A 19,308-nucleotide genomic window follows, 5' to 3' on the forward strand; every position below is an offset into this window, starting at 1 on the left:
GATATGAAACTCAGCAGTGAACAGCTTGAATTGATTCTGGAAATTATTGATCGTGGTAATTTTTCTGCAGCGGCACGTGCTCTCAATCGAGTTCCTTCCGCAGTCAGTATGGCAATCGCCAATATAGAAGCTGAATTGAATTTAAAATTATTTGATCGAAGTAAAAACCATCTGAGCCCCACTGAAATCTCACTTTCGATTGAGCCACATGCCAGACTGATCGTAAATAAAATTCGCCAACTAGAAATGCATTTATCGGAACTTTCAACAGGTTTAGACACTAGTATTTGCATCGGTGTTGCAGCCGATTTGAATCAGAAATTATTATTATCTGGCATTCAACAACTCACTCAGCGCTATCCATTATTAAATATTGAAATGATTTGCGCCCCGCAGCAAGAGTTAAAAGCACGTTTGCACAATAATGAAATCGATCTCTATGTTGCTTACAGTTCATCGAATATCGATACCAATCAACGATTTCGATTATTGGGTGTTGAAAAATTTGTTGCTGCTGTTTCTCCCCAAGATGCTCAACAGCTAAAAGACAGTCATAAAAATGAACTCACGACTTTGTCTGAATTAAGACAAATTATTGTTGCGAGTAAACAATATCCCCTTTCAGATCCGCGTATCTTAGTTTCTGAGTCATATTGGTATACCGATGATTTATTTATGGCAATTAATATGGTGGAACAAGGACTGGGTTGGGGGAATTTCCCGCTTTCGGTTGTCTATGAAAATTTCAGCAAGCAGAGTTTAATTCGTTTGGAATTTAACGATACCACCAATGGACTGGATATGCCTATACATGCAATTTGGCCAAGCTATAAACCATTGAATCAAGCACTACAATTATTAATCGAACTTTGGGCAAAAAATTTTAAATAGAAAAGAAAAAAGCCCGACATCCAAGTCGGGCTTTTTCGTATTCCTTTCACTAGATACAACTCCTGTCATATCTCACGTCCTGATGCATAAACTTATCATTCTTGTTTTATGTTTTGGAACATCCTGTTCCTGATGAGTTCATATTAGGTAATTTAGCACAGGTTGAAAATGGGTCATTGGCTGTAATTGCTGTAAGAAAAAACGTACATCAGCAAACCGTACCCATGTTTAAGAAATATAATAAAAATTCGTATTTAGCTAAACTGCTCTAATCGCCCAATACATCGCTATGATCTACTGTTTTTTCTACACCCATATAAGCATCAAAACTTTGAGCAAATAAACAAGCTATAACGAAAGCGATCAATATCAATATTTTCTTTGTCATCATCATTTTGGTTTACTCAACTCAAGAACTTATGAAAAAGATATAAGATTTCTTTGATCTAATCTAATATAGAAAAAACACCGAATGATCTAATTTTGAGATATGTGGACATTAAAACAATTCAACTATTTAATTACCATCGTTGAAACTGGCGGTTTTATTGCAGCTTCAGAAAAATTATTTATTGCTCAATCTGCACTCAGCCGACAAATTAAAAACTTAGAAGAAGAATTAGGTTTTGACATTTTTGATCGTTCTGAAAAGAAAATTAAACTGACCCCAGCAGGCGAAGCACTCTATAGAAGTTTAAAGACTAATATCGATCATTTAAAAAGCTCAATTGTAAGCGCACAGAGTATTAGCCGCGGTGAAGGTCGTATTATTAAAATTGCGCACTCTAGCAGTATTGTGCTTGATCAAAATAAACTCGAAGTATTTGAACAATTATGTGATGCAAACATGATTGATATTGAAATGAATACTTTATCTTCTGAATTACAACTCGAATATTTATTAAATGGCACAATTGACCTTGGCTTCATCCGCCCACCAATTTATCACAATCTAAATGAAGTGAATTCAATCAGCTTATATACCGCGCCTTTGTACGTTGCGGCTCATAGCTCAGATCCTTTTTTATCTGAAAAAGAAAGTGTATCTATCCGAGAGTTAGAGCAGTTAAATTTCGTTTCTCTACCTCATAAAGGACGGGGTGGTTTAAGTTATTTGGCTGCTAATTTATGTTTGGTCAATGGTTTTTCACCTAAAAGAACGAGAATATATTCCAGAAAAAGATCTCAACTTGAATTAGTTGCCAACGGCTTTGGGATTTGTATTGTTCCTGAAGAATTTAAAGTGATTCTCCCAAATAATGTCAAACTCATTCCAATCAAAGACGAAAATGCTTTAAGTGAAGTAAAGTTAATTTGGAAAAAAGAGCAAGATCCGGTCGTCAACCGTTGTGCAGATTCAATTCATCGTTATTACGAATCTAAGCGTGAAAAAATGAATTGATTAAGTACGCTACTTTTTATCAATGCGATAAACACTTGATCTTTAGTTGAAAACATAAGATAAATAAATAATATATATAAAAAACTTGAATATTTATAAATATCATGTATAGTTGAACTAACTAGAAAAAGTATCGTTTAGTTAAATCTTCTTTAAGTATCGCAGTTTTAGTCATAATCCTTCGTTTTTTTTAGATCTTAAGCTTTATTCTTTTTCGAAGTTATGTACAGTCTTCGAATGACTGAAAATTATTAAAATTTAGTAGGATATATTATGTCTAATACAGTTACTGGTACAGTAAAGTGGTTTAACGAAACTAAAGGTTTTGGTTTTATTCAACAAGAATCAGGTCCTGACGTTTTTGCTCACTTTAGCGAAATTGCTAACTCTGGCTTCAAAACATTACATGAAGGTCAACAAGTTTCTTTCAGCATCGCTCAAGGACAAAAAGGTCCAAATGCTGTAAATATTGTTGCTCTGTAATAAAGAATATGTGTAAAAAAAGCACTATATAGTGCTTTTTTTTCGTCTAAGAATTGAATTTTTCATTTTTAGCTTTAATCAAATAATTATATAAAAGTTGGTATAACATTGAATCAAACTAATAATCTTATTGCAAAATCAATTAACGGAACTGAAATCTTAGTTTCACTTGTGCCTTTAAACAAAATGCAAAGTACTCGTGATGGATTTAAATCAATTGAAGTGGGTAAGCGAGTATTACTTCAATCAGGTGTTGAAGTTGACTTAAATCTGGATGGTCGTACTTTTTATACTGCGTTAAATCAGTTATTTAAGTTAAATTATAAAGTCGCTTAATTTTTCAAATTTTATCAATCGAATTAATTGTAAAAAATGAATAATCTAAAGAGAAAAAGCCCGACATCCTGTCGGGCTTTTTCGTATTCCTTTCACTAGATACAACTCCTGTCATATCTCACATCCTGATGCGTAAACTTATAATTCTTGTTTTATGTTTTGGAACTTCCTGTTCCTGATGAATTGATCATAGGTGATTTAATTAAATCTGAATATGGGTCATTGACTGGAATTGGTGTAGGAAAAAGCGCACATGATATAAATATTTAGCAAATCACACCCAAATTCCGCATAATCGATCTTTTTATTTGTTTAACGTTATAATTATTGAATTTCACTTATGTACCACTATGTTAATTTTAGAAAATACTTTTTTTTAAATATACTATGACTATATATTAAAATTTCATAATAATACTGAGACGAATTAATGAAAAAAATTATCATATCTCTTGCTTTTGGATTAGCAAGTGTAAATTCATGGAGCATATGCGCTTACAATCTTGATGCAACACAAGCTGATTTACAATCTCAATTAAGTGAAAGATTTCCTTCAGTGACAGGGAGTGAAGTTTCTTATAGTACTACACTTACTAATAAAATATATTCAGCTATGAGCAAATCAATCTACAATAATCTAGTTACTTCAGCAGGTGATTCAATACACTAAATGGTGATAAAGAATTAGCAACAAATGGAATACAAGCTTTTGAGTTTAAATTTAAACTTCCACAAATTTTAGATAACAAAACTATGCTAAATATTTTTCCAATTATTGTGGGAGGGAAAATGCTAAATGGAGAAAATATTAACTTTATGATTTCATATCAAAAATTAGGTTCAGTAAACTCTTTTTATCTAACACTAACATCACCAAATAATGTAGGTCAAACAACGACTTTACCTATCCAAACTACATCTGATGGATATCAATATTTAGGAATTTATTTAAATCAAAATTCAAACCAAATCGGGGTAATTTTTAACGGAATTAATAAAGGATATATTGATAATTACCCCTCAAAATTGAAAAATATATTTTTCACAATAAATTCAAATTACACTGATATGACGAATCAAGATATAGGAAAAAATGTCGAAATTAAACTAATTACTGATTCAAGTCAGATTTCACAAACTTACCCTACAAGTACAACTGATATTTGTGGAATAAATATTTAATTCTTATCCATAAAAATAGTTCATTTAACATAATACACCTTATGTGAAATATATAAAAAAGCCCCTATCAAGGGCTTTTGTAATTTTATTAATTACACTGAATGACCTAACCGCTCACCCATCACCACAGTTGAATTGGCTTTAAATTGTTCTTCCCACACCATTTTATCTTTTTCAAATAAAACCACAGCAGTTGAGCCTAAATAAAAACGACCTAATTCAGCACCTTTATCTAACTGCATTTGGTGATGTTGTAATTCAACTTTACCTGATGGCTTCACTTTACCTGTCGCAACAGTTTCAATCCCCGCCACAATCATTGCACCGACTAAAACCACCGCCATACGACCAAGTTCGGTATCAAACAAACACACCATACGTTCATTACGCGCAAATAAACCTGGTACATTTTCAGCCGTGGTTTGGTTGACTGAAAATAACTCACCTGGGATATACAACGTTTCAGTCAATGTACCTGCAAATGGCATATGTACACGATGATAGTCTTTTGGTGACAAATAAACTGTCGCAAACTCACCATCAATAAATGGTTTCGCCAGTTGTGGATCACCAACCAATTTCTCTACAGAAAAACTTTGACCTTTGGCTTGGAAAATATCACCCGCTTCAATCTTACCAAGCTGAGAAATTGCGCCATCCGCAGGACACACAATACTATCTGCACGTTCATCCACACCACGCACACCTTGTTTTAATGCACGGGTGAAAAATTCATTAAATGATTTATATTGATTTGGATTGGCTTGTTCAGCAATGCTCATATCAATGCCGTATTTTGCTTTGAATGCTTGAATCACAGCAGTTTTCACCAAAACGTTTTCACTTGCTGCAACTTTGCCAATGACACGGCTCAGTTGATGTTGCGGTACTAAATTTTGTGCTTTGATAAAAAATTGTTTTTTTAAATCTGCTGAAAAACTCAAGATGGTGACTCCCCTGAAATAATAGGACTATCGAGGCGATTGCCCCATTCACTCCACGCACCATCGTAGGCTCTGACTTGCCAATTGAGCAATCTTGCCAAAATATACGCTAAACCTGAACGATGATGTGACTGGCAGTACACCACGACAGGTTGTTGTAAATTAAAGCCTAATTGCTCTAAACGTTGCTGAGTGCGTTCAAGCGGGTGTAATTTTAGATGATTTTCACGGTTTAGGGCAGTACTCCACTCAAAATGCAGTGCATTTGGAATGTGACCGCCGCGTCGCGCTGCTAATCGCAAGCCTGTATATTCTTCATTGGTTCGACAATCCCACAGTTGAATCTTCTGTTCTTGGACTTGCTCGAGTAGCTCATCATATTCAATTCGATGTTTTTGAACTGCATCAAGATTAACTTTCACCAGTTCCGTAACAGGGCTGAAACGTTCGACCTCAGCACTGGTCGGAAGCCCTGCACCCAACCATGCATGAATACCACCGTTAATGACACTGGTGCGCTCAAAACCTAGGCAATGCAAATTCCAAATCAAACGTCCAGCCCAAGCTCCACCTTCATCGTCATAGACCACGACATGGTGCAGAGATGAAATATTTAATTTCTCAATCAGGATTTTTAAACCCTCGATTTCAGGCAATACACCATTGGCTTGTTCATTTTGAGCAACGAGATATTTGGGTTGTAAATGTATCGCATGTGGAATATGCAGTTGTTCATAAACCGAAGCGCGACTTAAATCAACAACACGAATCAATTCATGTCCTAAATAAGGCACAAGCTGTTCAGGTTCAATCAGTAAACCCAGTTTAAAATCAGTGTCAGTCATTGTTATGGAATCTTGTGATCACAGCATTGTGATTGATTTTAACATAGCTCACTTTTTATCTTTGTCTGATTTTTTGCATTCATTTAGCAGAAAATGAGATATACCATCTGATGAATATCCATAATGCTTCTGAGATTTAATATAACCTATCACATGAAATTGGATACTCGAAAACTTCATCCACAACCTGCTAAATATCTACAAGATATTGTTTCTGCGAAATATAAAATAGAATAAGGAAATGAACAGGTTTTGTGGATGACAATGGTTTTGCCTACTTTTCCCAAAAGAAAAGTAGGTCGAACATAAGGTTGTATCTAATATTTAAAAAAAGCCCAGTAAGATACCGCCATCACCATCCTCTAAACTCGTTTGCTTAGACACTAACTTCAATCTCAAACACTTGTCTTAAATACGCCAAGAACGTTTCATTATCTGTCATGGTTTTTCCAGAACTATCGGAAATTTTTGCCACCGATTGACCATTACATTCCACCAATTTCAACACGATATTCAGTGGTGTTTGTCCCATATCATTGGTTAGATTCGTCCCGATACCAAAACTCACTTGGAAGCGATCTTTAAAATATTGATGTAATAACCATGCTTTCTCTAAATTTAGACCATCACTAAAGGTCAGCATTTTAGTCTTGGTATCAATCTTTAATTTACGATAATGCGCATAAGCCTTATCTCCCCATTCATATGGGTCACCACTATCATGTCTTAAACCATCAAACAACTTGGCAAAATACAGATCAAAATCACGCAAGAATGCATCCATTCCCACAACATCAGTCAAGGCGATGCCTAAATCCCCTCGATATTCTTGCACCCAAGCTTCTAAGGCTGCTTTTTGGAAATTACGCAATCGAACATCCAACGCTTGAAACGCCTGCAAAAACTCATGTGCCATCGTTCCGATTGGACTAATTCCTAATTCTTTGGCTAAAAGCACATTACTGGTTCCACGAAAGACTTTGGGTGCGGCTGCATGAAACGCTCGTACCACATGCTTTTGCCATTCAAAACTATAACGACGGCGAGTACCGAAATCTGAGACTAGAAACGGTGGGTCATTTTCTTGTTGTTGCTCTGCATAATGTTGTAGTTGAGCTAACTTTTGCTGTAAACGTCGTTCACCTTCTACAAAAACGTTTTCATTGCGGATACGTTGAAAATACAGCTCATTAACGATGGCTAAGACAAATATCTCAAACATCATCGCCTGAACCATCGGACCTTCAATTCGGATATCTAATCGACCTGCATCATCAATCGTTGCTTGGATAAAACGACGTTTAAGTTGAAATAATTCTAAATAATCAACGAAATCACTTTTGATAAAACGTAAGGATCGTAAAAACTGTAACTCGTCCTCTGCAAAGCGAAGTTCACACAACAAATCAAGCTGATGGTTTAGGTCCGTTAAAATATCAACCAGTGGATAAACGGTATCTTCTAGATTTCGACAGCGAAATAAATAAACACTATGGGTTTGTGGAAACTGATGTAATACCACTTGCAACATGGTGAATTTATATAAATCAGTATCAAGTAATGATCGAATAATCGCAGACATAAAGGATGGTTTTAACCAATTTTTATAAGATATGTTTTGTTATACAACCAAATAACAGCGTTTGAATAGTAGACTTTTGCTGCACAACTCAATTTTATCAAATCTCTCTGCTACACTTGCTCTTTTCATTTCATCTATCTTTCAATTCTATGCGCGCATTAATTCAACGAGTCCTCGAAGCTAAAGTAGTGGTTGACGGTCAAACAACTGGCGAGATCCAAAAAGGTTTATTAGTCTTTCTTGGTTTAGGCAAAGACGATACTTTGGATAAAGGTCAGAAACTGATTGATAAAATTCTTAAATATCGAATCTTCGATGATGAAAATGGAAAAATGGGATGGAATGTCAGCCAAGCCAATGGCGGTATTCTATTGGTTTCGCAGTTTACCTTGATGGCACAAACACAAAAAGGCTTACGTCCTGATTTTGGACCTGCAATGCCCCCTTCGGAAGCCAAAGCGCTCTATAAACAATTGGTTGAATACGCACAACAGCAATTTGAAAATGTACAAACAGGTATTTTTGCAGCCGATATGAAAGTACACTTAATCAATGATGGACCTGTGACCTTTAATTTAGAGATTGAATAAATTTCCGCATAAAAAAACTCCCTATTTGGGAGTTTTTTTATGGTCGTTTATTTACCTGTTTTTTCTTTGATAAATGCGCGTGCTTGACGAATTTTTTCTTTTACAGGTTTTGGCACTTTTGGTGGAATCAATTTCGCAGCTTGGTTAAACCAGACCAGCAAACTAAAATCGCCTTCCATTTTGATGCTACCATCTTGCATACCCGTCATGAATGCAGTTGGATCACCTTTGACCAAAGTTTTTACGCCTTGCTCACTTGAAGCAAATTGCAAAATAAAATCAGCTTTTTCTGGATTACCCGCCACTGTATCAATTTTGCCATGATTCACAATAATTTGACGCGCCAATCCCAAATCAGTACCAATTTGGATACGGAATTCACGGTCATGAACCAACTCAATAAACTTCGGGCTAGTACGTGCCAATTGCTTCATACGTAACGCCAAACCTGCCACCAATAAATCTAATGGATCAGTGCTTACATCAACGATCGGTAACTTAACCACAGGTAAAGAAGAAAGCTTCATGACATTTATGCCTACAGTATTATGATGAAATTTAAGACAACCGTATCCTAGCACAATTGTAGAAAACTCTGTAAAAGCTTTGTTTCAGAAAATTAATACAAAAAAGGCATGCTGAGCATACCTTTGATGTTATTAGAATTATTTATTATCAATTATCGACTAGAACATTGCTGTTGGTCATCTTTATAAACTGGCGTATGTTCAATATATTGACGATTTGCCAATTGTTTTTGTGCTTGTTTGTCTTCACGTAAAAGGATAAATGTAACCGTCACCATCGCGAGGCTCAAAGCCGTCAGATAACTATAAGCGACTGACATATCGAAAATGGTTTGCGCGCCAAAGCGTACCACCTCTAACAGCCCCCAACTGAGCATACCTGCCAACATAAAACCTAACCAACGACGATAAGGAGAAAAGAAAACAGCTATAACTGCGACAGCGATTAAGCCAAATCCAACCCACATGGTGAAATTCGCTGCTTCCATAGAAACCTCCGTCTTAAAAAAGGTGGTCTGTTTAATCATCAGACCTCATATTGTTCTGTAATCTCTAAACAGTAGTTTGTGTTGCATTCGTGTCTTTATGCATTATGGAGCGTTTTTTTTAGAAAAAAAGAGTCAAGAATGCGCCATACGACACAAGATGTCGCAATATGCTTTTGTCATTACATTTTTTTAAATTACAAAACTTCAAAATCTCTATATAGCATCAATTGCAGCGTGTCATTACAAAAAACTATCGCTATTTTTCGAGTTGAAAAAACTTTTTTCGGAATTTTTTTATCGTTGTTTTTCTATACATTTAGACATAAATATGACTGAATCATGACGCCCTTAAAAAGAGCAATGCCACTCAAAAGTGGCATTGTTTTTAAACATCGAGAAAAGAGATTTAAGCTCGATTTAGGTCTTTATCATGCATACCTAATAAATACAAAACACCATCTAAACCTACACTTGATATCGCTTGATTGGCATTTTGACGTACCAAAGGTTTAGCTCGGAACGCAACGCCAAGCCCAGCAATTGAAAGCATTGGTAAATCATTGGCACCATCGCCCACAGCCATCGCCTGCTCTAATGAAATCCCCATTTTTTCAGCCAACTGACGTAACAACTCAGCTTTACGTGCACCATCAACAATCGCACCTTTAACTTTGCCCGTTACAACACCATCTTGAACATCCAAAATATTGGCATGGACTTCATCAATTCCTAATTTTTCTTGTAAATATTCAGTAAAATACTGAAATCCACCCGATAAAATCGCAGTTTTATATCCCAGTGCTTTGAGCGTTGAAATCAGTCGTTCAGCGCCTTCAGTAATGGTTAAACGTTCTGCAATTTTCGGTAATACCGAAGCATCTAAACCCTTTAATAAAGCGACACGCGCACGGAAGCTTTGTTGAAAATCAAGTTCCCCTTGCATCGCACGCTCAGTAATCTCAGCAACTTGTGCACCTACGCCTGCTTCTAAAGCAATCTCATCAATCACTTCTTGTTCAATTAAAGTGGAGTCCATATCAAAACAAACTAAACGACGATTACGGCGATAAGCATTATCTTCTTGTACTGCAACATCGATATTTAATTCACCTGACAAGCTCAAACAAGCAGCACGCATCGCTTGTGCATCAAGCATTTGTCCACTTAAGCCAAACTGAACGCAAGCACGACGTGGAAAATTGTGTGCTTCTTCTAGCTCTAAACGACCTGATAATCGAGTTACCGTTTCGATATTAAAACCCTGACTCGATACAATCTTGGTCACGGCTTGTAAATGTTCGGCCGTTAATTCCGGTGCAAGTGCCGTCACGATGTAACGTGTTCGACCACCCTCACTCACCCACTGATCATATTCTGCGTTGGAGATTGGTTTAAATCGCACAGTTAGGCCAATATCATGTGCTAAAATCAGAATCTCTTTCATTGCAAGTGCAGTTGCAGTCTCATTATCCGAAGCGACAACAATCCCAAGGGTAAGTTGATTATGGATAACAGCCTGACCTACATCGAGTATTTGCAAAGAATGTACGGAGAGTACCTGCATTAATCGAGTAAACTGATTCGGTTGATCTGGTCCTAAAAAGGATATAAGAATGATTTCACGCATGAATTGACTCGTGTTTGAGCGACAACTATTGTATGTAAGAATCATAACATAACCCAACCTAAATCTATTTGCCTTGGAAGTTTAACTTGAATGCGCCTCGCCAAGGGCTATTTGCTAGCCTACTGATCGTAAGTTTTGCATTGCATACCTTTTTATTGGTGATTGCAACGACACATCAACTCAATGAAAACCGCGCTAGCCAAGGACAACTGATGACCAGTCAGTTAGTGGCAGATAGTCTTGCAGAACTGGAACCTGCCAATACTGTTTCGTTGGCCTTAGTTGCCAATCGCTATGCAACCAATCCAAGTGTGGCATCGATTCGTATTCTAGATGCGAATAAACAAGTACTCGCCACCAGTGGCATGGCAAAAACACGTCAAGGTGAGGTGTTTGTCCGTGATGCATTACAAAATGAAAAGAAAGTTGGGACAGTTGAGATTACTTTGATCGAACCAAGTATTGGCGAGATTTTACGTACCCAATGGTTAGCTATTTTAGTCTCTCTTTTTATTCATGGCTTGATTTGGTTAGCCTATCGTGCAATCGCACGCCCAACACGTAGCGAATACTTAGCACGTATTAATCAAGAAAATCATCTTAAACATGAAATTCAGCGATTAACCCAAGCTTTAGCTCTCGAAAAACAAAATACTGTAACTTTGGTTGCCCAAGCTCAACAACAAGCAAAAGCGCAACCTAAACCGCGTGTCGAAAAAACATCAACCCCGACTGCGCAAGTCGATGATCAAGTTTTGGCTTTAAATATTCAATTCTATGATCCGAAGCAACTGCTAAGCAGTGTAAATCAATCGGTTTCAATCCCGTATTTCAAACTGTGCCAGTTATTCCTAGATAAAAGCATTGATTTATGCAGCAAGCATTATCAGATTAATTCGACACAGATTCGAATTGAACAAGAGTTTAATGCTGAAGGCGCAACTTTAACCACCAGTTCTAATCATCCTCAAGCACTTGAATGTTTAATGATGGTTGGTGCTGTGTTCCAACTGCTAGCAGACGTACTTTATAAACGTTACCGCGAAGATAAACGCTTTGCACTGCAAACACGTGCTGCCGTATCAAATGCAGTTGACGCAATGCAACTTGACGCAATTGAAGCCGCAAAACGCTTAACACAGCATTTACATGCGAAAGAAGCAGCTTTACATCTTCATCATGATCACCTTAAAACCGTTCAAAACAGTTATGAGTTGGTGGTGATGCCAAACCCAAGCAATGTGATGACTCGTCATGCATTTATGATTAATGGGATGAATGAAGCGTGTGCAACAGTCGCACAAAATCTACGCACTGAAATCCTAATGGGTAAAAAAGCAAAAACGCCAACCGAATCATAGAAAAACGATAGTGTCGTTTCTTCTGTTTTAATTATCTTGAGGAATCTTACCCCTCCTCAAGATAATGCTCTAATTTATTTGACTTCATTTCAAAAAATGTTTTCCGAACGATTGCTCATCAAGCTCAGTATTTTTATTGCTGAAGAAGCACAGGCGAAATTTTTTAAAATGCGTTAAACTATGCCAGATTTATCGAATACTAGTGCCTGAAAAGGCAGCATCAAAGGTGAAAGCGAATGCCGCTGAGTCGTGTTGAAGAGCTTGTCGCAGATATTCGTGCAGGCAAAATGGTCATCCTTATGGATGATGAAGATCGTGAAAATGAAGGTGACTTAGTCATCGCTGCTACACATGTTCGTCCTGAAGATATTAACTTCATGATCACTCATGCCCGTGGTTTAGTCTGCTTAACGCTGAGCCGCGATCGCTGTAAACAACTGAACTTGCCGTTGATGGTTGACCAAAATGGCGCACAGCATGCGACCAATTTTACGCTTTCAATTGAAGCGGCTGAAGGGATCAGCACAGGTATCTCAGCAGCAGAGCGTGCGCATACGATTCGTACGGCTGTTGCAGCACATGCAAAGCCAAGTGATATCGTTCAGCCCGGTCATATTTTCCCATTAATGGCTCAACCAGGTGGTGTCCTACACCGTGCTGGTCATACTGAAGCAGGTTGTGACTTAACCCGTTTGGCAGGTTTAGAACCAGCTTCTGTGATCTGTGAAATTATCAATGATGATGGCACCATGGCACGTCGTCCTGATTTAGAAGTGTTTGCTGAAAAACATGGTCTAAAAATTGGTACGATTGCAGACCTGATTCATTATCGTATGACCAATGAGCAAACCGTTGAGCGTTTGTCTCAAGAAACCATTGAAACACAATACGGTACATTTGAACTCTATAAATATCGTGAAATCGGTAACCCTGATATTCACTTAGCTTTGGTTAAAGGTGAACCAAAGCAAGGCGTAACCACGGTTCGTGTCCATGGTTTCAATCCTGTTCGTGATCTTTTAAAGCTCAATAAAGCCGATGGTTCTCCAGCATGGAATCTTGATCTTGCAATGAAAACCATTGCTGCAAGTGACCGTGGTGTATTGGTATGGATCGGACAAGATCATTTAGAAGATTTAGGACATGCCTTACACTATCTAAATCAGCCAAAACCACTGAAATCGAATGCTGCATTATCACAGCAATACCAAACCATTGGTGTAGGTGCACAGATTTTACGTGATCTAGGTGTTGAAAAAATGAAGCTGTTGAGTTCTCCACTTCGTTTTAATGCCTTATCAGGATTCAATTTAGAGGTGGTGGAATACATCACTGCCGATCAAATCACAGCAAAATAATCGAGGTTGCTATGGCAATTCGCCGAATTGAAGGTTTATTACATCTCGCAAGTGAAGGTCGTTATGCGATCTTAGTGGGTCGTTTCAACAGCTTCGTGGTTGAGCATTTACTTGAAGGTGCAATTGACACCTTGAAACGCCACGGTGTTTCTGAAGATGCGATTACCGTGATTCATGCACCAGGTGCATGGGAACTTCCTATTGTTGCGAAAAAATTAGCAGCATCAAATAAATTTGATGCCATCATTGCATTAGGCGCAGTGATTCGTGGTAGCACACCACATTTTGATTTTGTTGCTGGTGAATGTGCCAAAGGTTTAGGGGTCGTTGCCCTTGAAAGCACAATGCCAGTCATCAATGGTGTCTTAACCACAGATAGCATTGAACAAGCAATTGAACGTTCTGGTACGAAAGCAGGCAATAAAGGCAGCGAAGCTGCATTGACTGCAATCGAAATGGTTAACTTATTAAAGGCAATTTAAAGCATGTCGCAAACACTTCAGGCCGCTTATGCAGCGAAACGCAAAGCACGTCGTTTTGCTGTACAAGGGATTTATGAATGGCAAATGAGTCATAACCCTGTACATGAAATTGAGGCACGTACGCGTGTTGAAAATGCAATGCACAAAGTTGACCTTAACTATTACCATGAATTGCTCACTCAAGTGGTTGCTCAACATGAAGCTTTAGATGAGTTGCTCATCCCTGTACTTGATCGTGAATTATCTGCACTTGATGGTGTAGAACTTGCAACTTTACGACTCGGCGCTTATGAATTACGAGATCATCTCGAAGTTCCATATCGTGTTGTACTTGATGAAGCAATTGAGCTAGCAAAACACTTTGGTGGTGCAGACAGTCACAAATACATCAATGGTGTATTAGACCGTTTATCATCAAAGCTTCGTGAAGCTGAAAAACAACAAGCAAAATAAAAGGCTTGATGTTTTATGGCTGAGTTTTCAATTATTGACCTTTACTTTAAACGTACATCAAAGACAGATGTCAGTTTAGGCATTGGTGACGACTCAGCCGTTATTACCCCCCCTACATCACAACAACTGGTGATCTGTGCAGATACGCTGGTTGCTGGTCGCCATTTTCCAGTAGACACTTCTGCCCATGCAATTGGTTGGAAAAGTGTGGCTGTCAATTTATCTGATTTAGCTGCAATGGGCGCAAAACCCCATAGTATCTTATTGGCACTCAGTCTACCAACGATTGATCATGACTGGTTGGCTGGTTTTAGTCAGGGTCTATTTGATTGCTGCGATCAGTTCGGTGTCAGTTTAATTGGTGGCGATACCACACAAAGCACCCAGCTAACGATCAGTGTGACTGCCTTAGGTTGGATTGAGCATGGTCAAGCTGTTACACGGGCTGGTGCTCAAGTCGGCGATTATATTTGTGTTAGTGGTCAAATCGGTGATGCTGCCTTTGGATTACAACATCTTGGTCATGCGTTACAAAAGCGTTTAGACTACCCGACCCCACGCTGCCTCTTAGGACAACAACTCAAAACTGTGGCATCGAGTATGATTGATATCTCAGATGGATTAGCACAAGATTTAGGGCATATTCTGAAAGCATCAGATGTCGGCGCAAAACTCTTTTTAGATCAAATTCCGATAGATAAATCACTAAAACTGTTAGATAAGCAACAAGCTTGGCACTATGTCTTAGCTGGTGGTGATGACTACGAACTATGCTTTACAATATCACCGCAAAACTTTGAAAAACTGTCGCGACAACAATTAGATGTTCCGATTACAATAATCGGCGAAATTACCCAACAAACTGGATTGTTATTTGAGTATATGGGGGAAATCCACCCATTACATGTTCATGGATACCAACATTTTGCATAAACCTCCCATTCACTTTCGCCAAATGACTTGGTTTGACCGCTTCATCGTTTTTTGCGGTGTGGGATTTGGTTCTGGCCTCAGCCCGAAAGCACCTGGAACTTTTGGTTCAGCCTTTGCTTTATTGTTTGTGCCGATCTGGTTATACCTTGGATTTAACAGCAGTCTCGTCATTATTTTACTCATGTCTTTGATCGGTATTTATATTTGCGGTCATACCGCAAAAGTGATCAATGTTCATGATGATGGTCGTATTGTTTGGGACGAATTTGCTGGACAATCGCTTACCTTTTTACCTTTGCTCTACTTACAGCAAATGAATTGGTCGTGGGTCATTGTCGGTTTCGTATTATTCCGTATATTTGACATTTGGAAACCATTCCCAATCAGCTGGGCCGACCAAAAGGTTTCTGGTGGCTTGGGCATCATGCTAGATGACATTATTGCTGGTCTTTGGGCAGCACTTTGTATTTTTATTTTTCATTTTTATTTTTTGACTTGAGCCATTGCTATTAGGGTTAGTTATGTCAACAACTGTTATTATTCTTGCCGCTGGAAAAGGAACGCGTATGCGTTCGCAATTACCAAAAGTATTACAACCCATCGCAGGTCAACCACTGCTCGGTCATGTAATTGACACCGCAAAAAAATTAAATGCCCAAAATATTATTACCATTTATGGGCATGGTGGTGAATTGGTTAAACAAAAGTTTAGTGGCGAACAGATTGAATGGGTTGAGCAAGCAGAACAACTTGGAACAGGTCATGCTGTTCAAATGACACTACCCGTTTTACCTCAAGATGGTATTTCTTTAATCCTTTATGGCGATGTTCCTTTAGTTCACCAAAGCACACTTGAACAATTACTTACAGCATCTAGCCAATCGGGTATTGGTATGATCACACTGAATGTTGAAAATCCGACAGGTTATGGACGTATTGTTCGCCAAGCAGGAAAAATTCAGGCGATTGTTGAACATAAAGATGCCAATGACGAACAACGTCAAATTCAAGAAATCAATACAGGCATTTATTGTGTAAGTAATGCCAAACTACATCAATGGTTATCAAAACTTTCTAATAATAATGTACAAGGTGAGTACTACCTCACAGATATCGTTGCCATGGCCGTTGCTGATGGTTTAGAAATTGCATCTATTCAACCTGAACTGGCATTTGAAGTTGAAGGTGTAAATGATCGTTTACAACTCGCGACTTTGGAACGTCAATTCCAACAACAACAAGCCAAAGAGTTAATGCAACAAGGGGTTCATTTAATAGACCCTAGTCGTTTTGACCTGCGTGGCACGCTCAAATGTGGGCAAGATGTTCAAATAGATGTCAACGTGATCATCGAAGGTGATTGTGAATTGGGTGACAATGTTCAGATTGGCGCAGGCTGTATTTTAAAGAATACGCGTATCGCAGCAGGAACCAAAGTCCAAGCCTATAGCATTTTTGAAAATGCAGTGATAGGTGAAAATACCCAAATCGGCCCTTTCGCACGTTTGCGTCCAGGTGCGAATCTCGCCAATGATGTGCATATTGGTAATTTTGTCGAAGTGAAAAACTCTAATATTGGAACTGGCTCTAAAGCCAATCATTTTACCTATTTAGGTGATGCCGATATTGGTACTGGTTGTAATATCGGAGCAGGAACGATTACTTGCAATTACGATGGCGCAAATAAGCATAGAACTATTATTGAAGATCATGTATTTATTGGCACCAATAATTCGCTGGTTGCTCCAATCAAAATTGGTCAAGGTGCGACTACAGGCGCTGGATCAACACTGACACGAGATGTGGCTAACCATAGTTTAGCTGTCGAACGTTCTAAACAGTTTGAAAAAACAAATTATCAACGTCCCCAAAAGTTGAAGAAATAAGAGGATCAAATTATGTGTGGTATTGTTGGTGGCGTTGCTGAACGTTGTGTAACTGACATCCTGATTGAAGGATTAAAACGTCTTGAATATCGTGGTTATGATTCTGCTGGTTTAGCATTATTGAATAACCAACAAATCTTACGTGAGCGTCGTGTAGGCAAAGTCGCAAATTTAGCCGAAGCCGTATCAGAACAAAAATTAACAGGCAATATTGGTATTGCACACACTCGCTGGGCAACACACGGTAAACCAACTGAAGACAATGCACACCCGCATATTTCAGGTAATGTTGCTGTGGTTCACAATGGTATTATTGAAAACTATCAAGAACTTAAAGAAGAATTACAAGCTTTGGGGTATATCTTTACTTCTCAAACAGATACTGAAGTTGTTGCGCATCTGACCAATGAAGCACTGAAACAAACGGACAGTCTCTTAGAAGCAGTACAAAGTATTATCCCTCGCCTTAAAGGTGCTTATGCACTGGGAATCGTACATACAGCACATCCTGACGAACTGATTACCGTTCGTGAAGGTTCTCCATTAGTGATTGGTGTCGGTATTGGTGAGAACTTTATCAGTTCAGACCAACTGGCTTTATTGCCTGTGACAAATCGCTTCGTTTATCTAGAAGAAGGTGATATTGCTCGCCTAACACGCACGAGTATCGAAGTTTTTGCACAAGGCGAGCGTGTTGAGCGTCCAACCAAAGAGTTAGATGCAACGGTGAGCAATGCTTCAAAAGGTGAATATAAACACTACATGCTCAAAGAAATCTATGAGCAGCCAGAAGCAATTCAACAAACGATTTCTCAGGCGCTGAATGGCAATAACTTGCGTGAAGATTTTCTTCAATATGCCAATGCCGATTTTGCGAAAATTCAACAAGTACAAATTATCGCGTGTGGTACCAGCTATCATGCAGGGATGATTGCCAAATACTGGTTTGAGCAACTGATTGGCGTGTCATGCCAAGTTGAAATTGCAAGTGAATTCCGTTATCGCACCCCTGTGATTGTGGCGAATACACTGTATATCTGTATTTCACAATCAGGTGAAACAGCTGATACATTGGCTGCACTTCGTGAAACTCAAAAACGTGCGAAAGCAAAAAATATCGATATCAGCACAATGACGATTTGTAACGTAGCGACCTCATCGATGGTTCGTGAAACAGATCATCATTTACTGACTTTAGCAGGTCCAGAAATCGGTGTTGCTTCAACTAAAGCATTTACCACACAGCTTGCAGCTTTGATGCTGTTGATTTTAAAAGTAGGTCAAGTAAAACAGACGCTGGCTGAAACTCAACTGGTTGAAATCATAGAAGGACTTTGGCATTGCCCTAAAGTGCTCTTAGATACATTGCAATGTGATACAGAAATTCTACGTCTATCTACCTTATTTGTTGAGAAAAATCACTGCCTATTCTTAGGTCGTGGCACCAATTTCCCAATCGCGCTTGAAGGTGCATTAAAACTGAAAGAAATTTCATATATTCATGCTGAAGGTTATGCTGCTGGCGAACTCAAGCATGGTCCGCTTGCTCTAGTGGACAATGAAATGCCTGTTGTGATTTTGGCACCTAAAGATGAAATGCTTGATAAACTCAAGTCGAATATGGAAGAAGTTCAAGCACGTGGTGGGGAACTATTTGTTTTTGCTGATGAAAACAGTGGTATTCATGGCAAAGACCGCCAACATGTCGTTCATGTTCCTGCTGTCAATGAATGGTTAGCACCAATCGTTTACAGCTTGCCAGTACAACTGTTGTCTTACCATGTTGCAGTATTACGAGGTACTGATGTCGATCAGCCACGTAACCTTGCGAAGAGTGTGACTGTGGAATAACAAAACTAAAATGTATCAGCGTAAACTACGCTGATACATAATCAAAAAGCCCCCATAAAGAAGCTCTTTATGGGGGCTTTTTGATTA

21 protein-coding genes and 1 pseudogene are annotated in these 19,308 nt (G+C 38.4%); 15 read left to right on the plus strand and 7 right to left on the minus strand.

The window, feature by feature from the left end:
• Nucleotides 1-3: 3 nt before the first annotated feature.
• Nucleotides 4-891, plus strand: coding sequence for a LysR family transcriptional regulator (locus F933_RS08440; protein ID WP_005060288.1), 888 nt, complete (start codon nt 4-6; stop codon nt 889-891).
• A 268-nt stretch (nt 892-1,159) separates the two neighbouring features.
• On the opposite strand, the gene F933_RS17475 is transcribed toward F933_RS08440, so the two are convergent.
• Entirely contained in the window at nt 1,160-1,285 is a 126-nt protein-coding gene (locus tag F933_RS17475; protein WP_005060290.1) for a hypothetical protein, read from the minus strand.
• A 96-nt stretch (nt 1,286-1,381) separates the two neighbouring features.
• On the opposite strand from F933_RS17475, the gene F933_RS08445 reads away from it, so the two are divergent.
• From F933_RS08445 to F933_RS16865, 5 genes and pseudogenes are all read left to right on the plus strand, one after another.
• Nucleotides 1,382-2,293 (plus strand): LysR family transcriptional regulator, encoded by a 912-nt coding sequence (locus F933_RS08445; protein WP_005060292.1) that lies wholly within the window; start codon nt 1,382-1,384, stop codon nt 2,291-2,293.
• Between the two features lie 273 nt (nt 2,294-2,566).
• A complete protein-coding gene (locus tag F933_RS08450) occupies nt 2,567-2,776 on the plus strand; it encodes a cold-shock protein (RefSeq protein WP_005052641.1) in 210 nt (69 codons plus the stop codon).
• A 108-nt stretch (nt 2,777-2,884) separates the two neighbouring features.
• Nucleotides 2,885-3,112, plus strand: coding sequence for a hypothetical protein (locus F933_RS08455; RefSeq protein ID WP_005060295.1), 228 nt, complete (start codon nt 2,885-2,887; stop codon nt 3,110-3,112).
• Nucleotides 3,113-3,542: 430 nt separating this feature from the next.
• Nucleotides 3,543-3,782: a hypothetical protein gene (locus tag F933_RS16860; protein WP_005060297.1), complete on the plus strand. Its 240-nt coding sequence runs from the start codon at nt 3,543-3,545 to the stop codon at nt 3,780-3,782.
• A 14-nt stretch (nt 3,783-3,796) separates the two neighbouring features.
• A pseudogene (locus tag F933_RS16865) lies at nt 3,797-4,294 on the plus strand (DUF4882 family protein); the annotation flags it as partial.
• A 92-nt stretch (nt 4,295-4,386) separates the two neighbouring features.
• Here F933_RS16865 and asd read toward each other — a convergent pair.
• The 3 genes from asd to pncB all read right to left on the minus strand — a co-directional run bounded on the left by asd (nt 4,387) and on the right by pncB (nt 7,665).
• Complete coding sequence (gene asd / locus F933_RS08465) at nt 4,387-5,238, minus strand: archaetidylserine decarboxylase (protein ID WP_005060300.1); 852 nt, start codon at nt 5,236-5,238, stop codon at nt 4,387-4,389.
• On the minus strand, nt 5,235-6,083 hold the full coding sequence (locus tag F933_RS08470; RefSeq protein WP_005060303.1) for a sulfurtransferase: 849 nt from the start codon (nt 6,081-6,083) through the stop codon (nt 5,235-5,237). Before F933_RS08470 ends, asd begins: the two co-directional genes overlap by 4 nt.
• Before the next feature lie 376 nt (nt 6,084-6,459).
• The gene (gene pncB, locus F933_RS08475; RefSeq protein WP_005060304.1) at nt 6,460-7,665 is read right to left on the minus strand and encodes a nicotinate phosphoribosyltransferase; all 1,206 of its coding nucleotides are present in this window, start codon (nt 7,663-7,665) and stop codon (nt 6,460-6,462) included.
• A gap of 149 nt (nt 7,666-7,814) precedes the next feature.
• Here pncB and dtd point away from each other — a divergent pair, with 149 nt between their 5' ends.
• Entirely contained in the window at nt 7,815-8,255 is a 441-nt protein-coding gene (gene dtd / locus F933_RS08480; RefSeq protein WP_005060307.1) for a D-aminoacyl-tRNA deacylase, read from the plus strand.
• Nucleotides 8,256-8,302: 47 nt separating this feature from the next.
• Here the strand turns inward: dtd and F933_RS08485 are convergent, their stop codons facing one another.
• From F933_RS08485 to serB, 3 genes are all read right to left on the minus strand, one after another.
• A complete protein-coding gene (locus tag F933_RS08485) occupies nt 8,303-8,782 on the minus strand; it encodes a hypothetical protein (protein ID WP_005052654.1) in 480 nt (159 codons plus the stop codon).
• Nucleotides 8,783-8,934: 152 nt separating this feature from the next.
• The gene (gene aciT, locus F933_RS08490) at nt 8,935-9,270 is read right to left on the minus strand and encodes a ciprofloxacin tolerance protein AciT (protein WP_005060309.1); all 336 of its coding nucleotides are present in this window, start codon (nt 9,268-9,270) and stop codon (nt 8,935-8,937) included.
• A gap of 406 nt (nt 9,271-9,676) precedes the next feature.
• Nucleotides 9,677-10,897: a phosphoserine phosphatase SerB gene (serB, locus tag F933_RS08495; protein ID WP_005060312.1), complete on the minus strand. Its 1,221-nt coding sequence runs from the start codon at nt 10,895-10,897 to the stop codon at nt 9,677-9,679.
• 68 nt (nt 10,898-10,965) lie between these two features.
• On the opposite strand from serB, the gene F933_RS08500 reads away from it, so the two are divergent.
• From F933_RS08500 to glmS, 8 genes are all read left to right on the plus strand, one after another.
• Nucleotides 10,966-12,258 (plus strand): DUF4175 domain-containing protein, encoded by a 1,293-nt coding sequence (locus F933_RS08500; protein WP_167539076.1) that lies wholly within the window; start codon nt 10,966-10,968, stop codon nt 12,256-12,258.
• A 236-nt stretch (nt 12,259-12,494) separates the two neighbouring features.
• The gene (gene ribBA, locus F933_RS08505) at nt 12,495-13,616 is read left to right on the plus strand and encodes a bifunctional 3,4-dihydroxy-2-butanone-4-phosphate synthase/GTP cyclohydrolase II (protein ID WP_005052661.1); all 1,122 of its coding nucleotides are present in this window, start codon (nt 12,495-12,497) and stop codon (nt 13,614-13,616) included.
• Between the two features lie 11 nt (nt 13,617-13,627).
• Complete coding sequence (gene ribH / locus F933_RS08510; RefSeq protein ID WP_004659764.1) at nt 13,628-14,098, plus strand: 6,7-dimethyl-8-ribityllumazine synthase; 471 nt, start codon at nt 13,628-13,630, stop codon at nt 14,096-14,098.
• Between the two features lie 3 nt (nt 14,099-14,101).
• Complete coding sequence (nusB, locus tag F933_RS08515; protein ID WP_005060316.1) at nt 14,102-14,551, plus strand: transcription antitermination factor NusB; 450 nt, start codon at nt 14,102-14,104, stop codon at nt 14,549-14,551.
• A 15-nt stretch (nt 14,552-14,566) separates the two neighbouring features.
• Nucleotides 14,567-15,484: a thiamine-phosphate kinase gene (gene thiL / locus F933_RS08520; protein ID WP_005060318.1), complete on the plus strand. Its 918-nt coding sequence runs from the start codon at nt 14,567-14,569 to the stop codon at nt 15,482-15,484.
• Nucleotides 15,462-15,983 (plus strand): phosphatidylglycerophosphatase A family protein, encoded by a 522-nt coding sequence (locus F933_RS08525; RefSeq protein ID WP_005060320.1) that lies wholly within the window; start codon nt 15,462-15,464, stop codon nt 15,981-15,983. Before thiL ends, F933_RS08525 begins: the two co-directional genes overlap by 23 nt.
• A gap of 22 nt (nt 15,984-16,005) precedes the next feature.
• On the plus strand, nt 16,006-17,370 hold the full coding sequence (gene glmU, locus F933_RS08530) for a bifunctional UDP-N-acetylglucosamine diphosphorylase/glucosamine-1-phosphate N-acetyltransferase GlmU (RefSeq protein ID WP_005060323.1): 1,365 nt from the start codon (nt 16,006-16,008) through the stop codon (nt 17,368-17,370).
• Between the two features lie 12 nt (nt 17,371-17,382).
• Nucleotides 17,383-19,221, plus strand: coding sequence for a glutamine--fructose-6-phosphate transaminase (isomerizing) (gene glmS / locus F933_RS08535; RefSeq protein WP_005060325.1), 1,839 nt, complete (start codon nt 17,383-17,385; stop codon nt 19,219-19,221).
• Nucleotides 19,222-19,308: the final 87 nt, after the last annotated feature.

Origin of the sequence: Acinetobacter beijerinckii CIP 110307, from assembly GCF_000369005.1 — a bacterium.
GTDB classification, from domain to species: Bacteria; Pseudomonadota; Gammaproteobacteria; order Pseudomonadales; family Moraxellaceae; genus Acinetobacter; species Acinetobacter beijerinckii.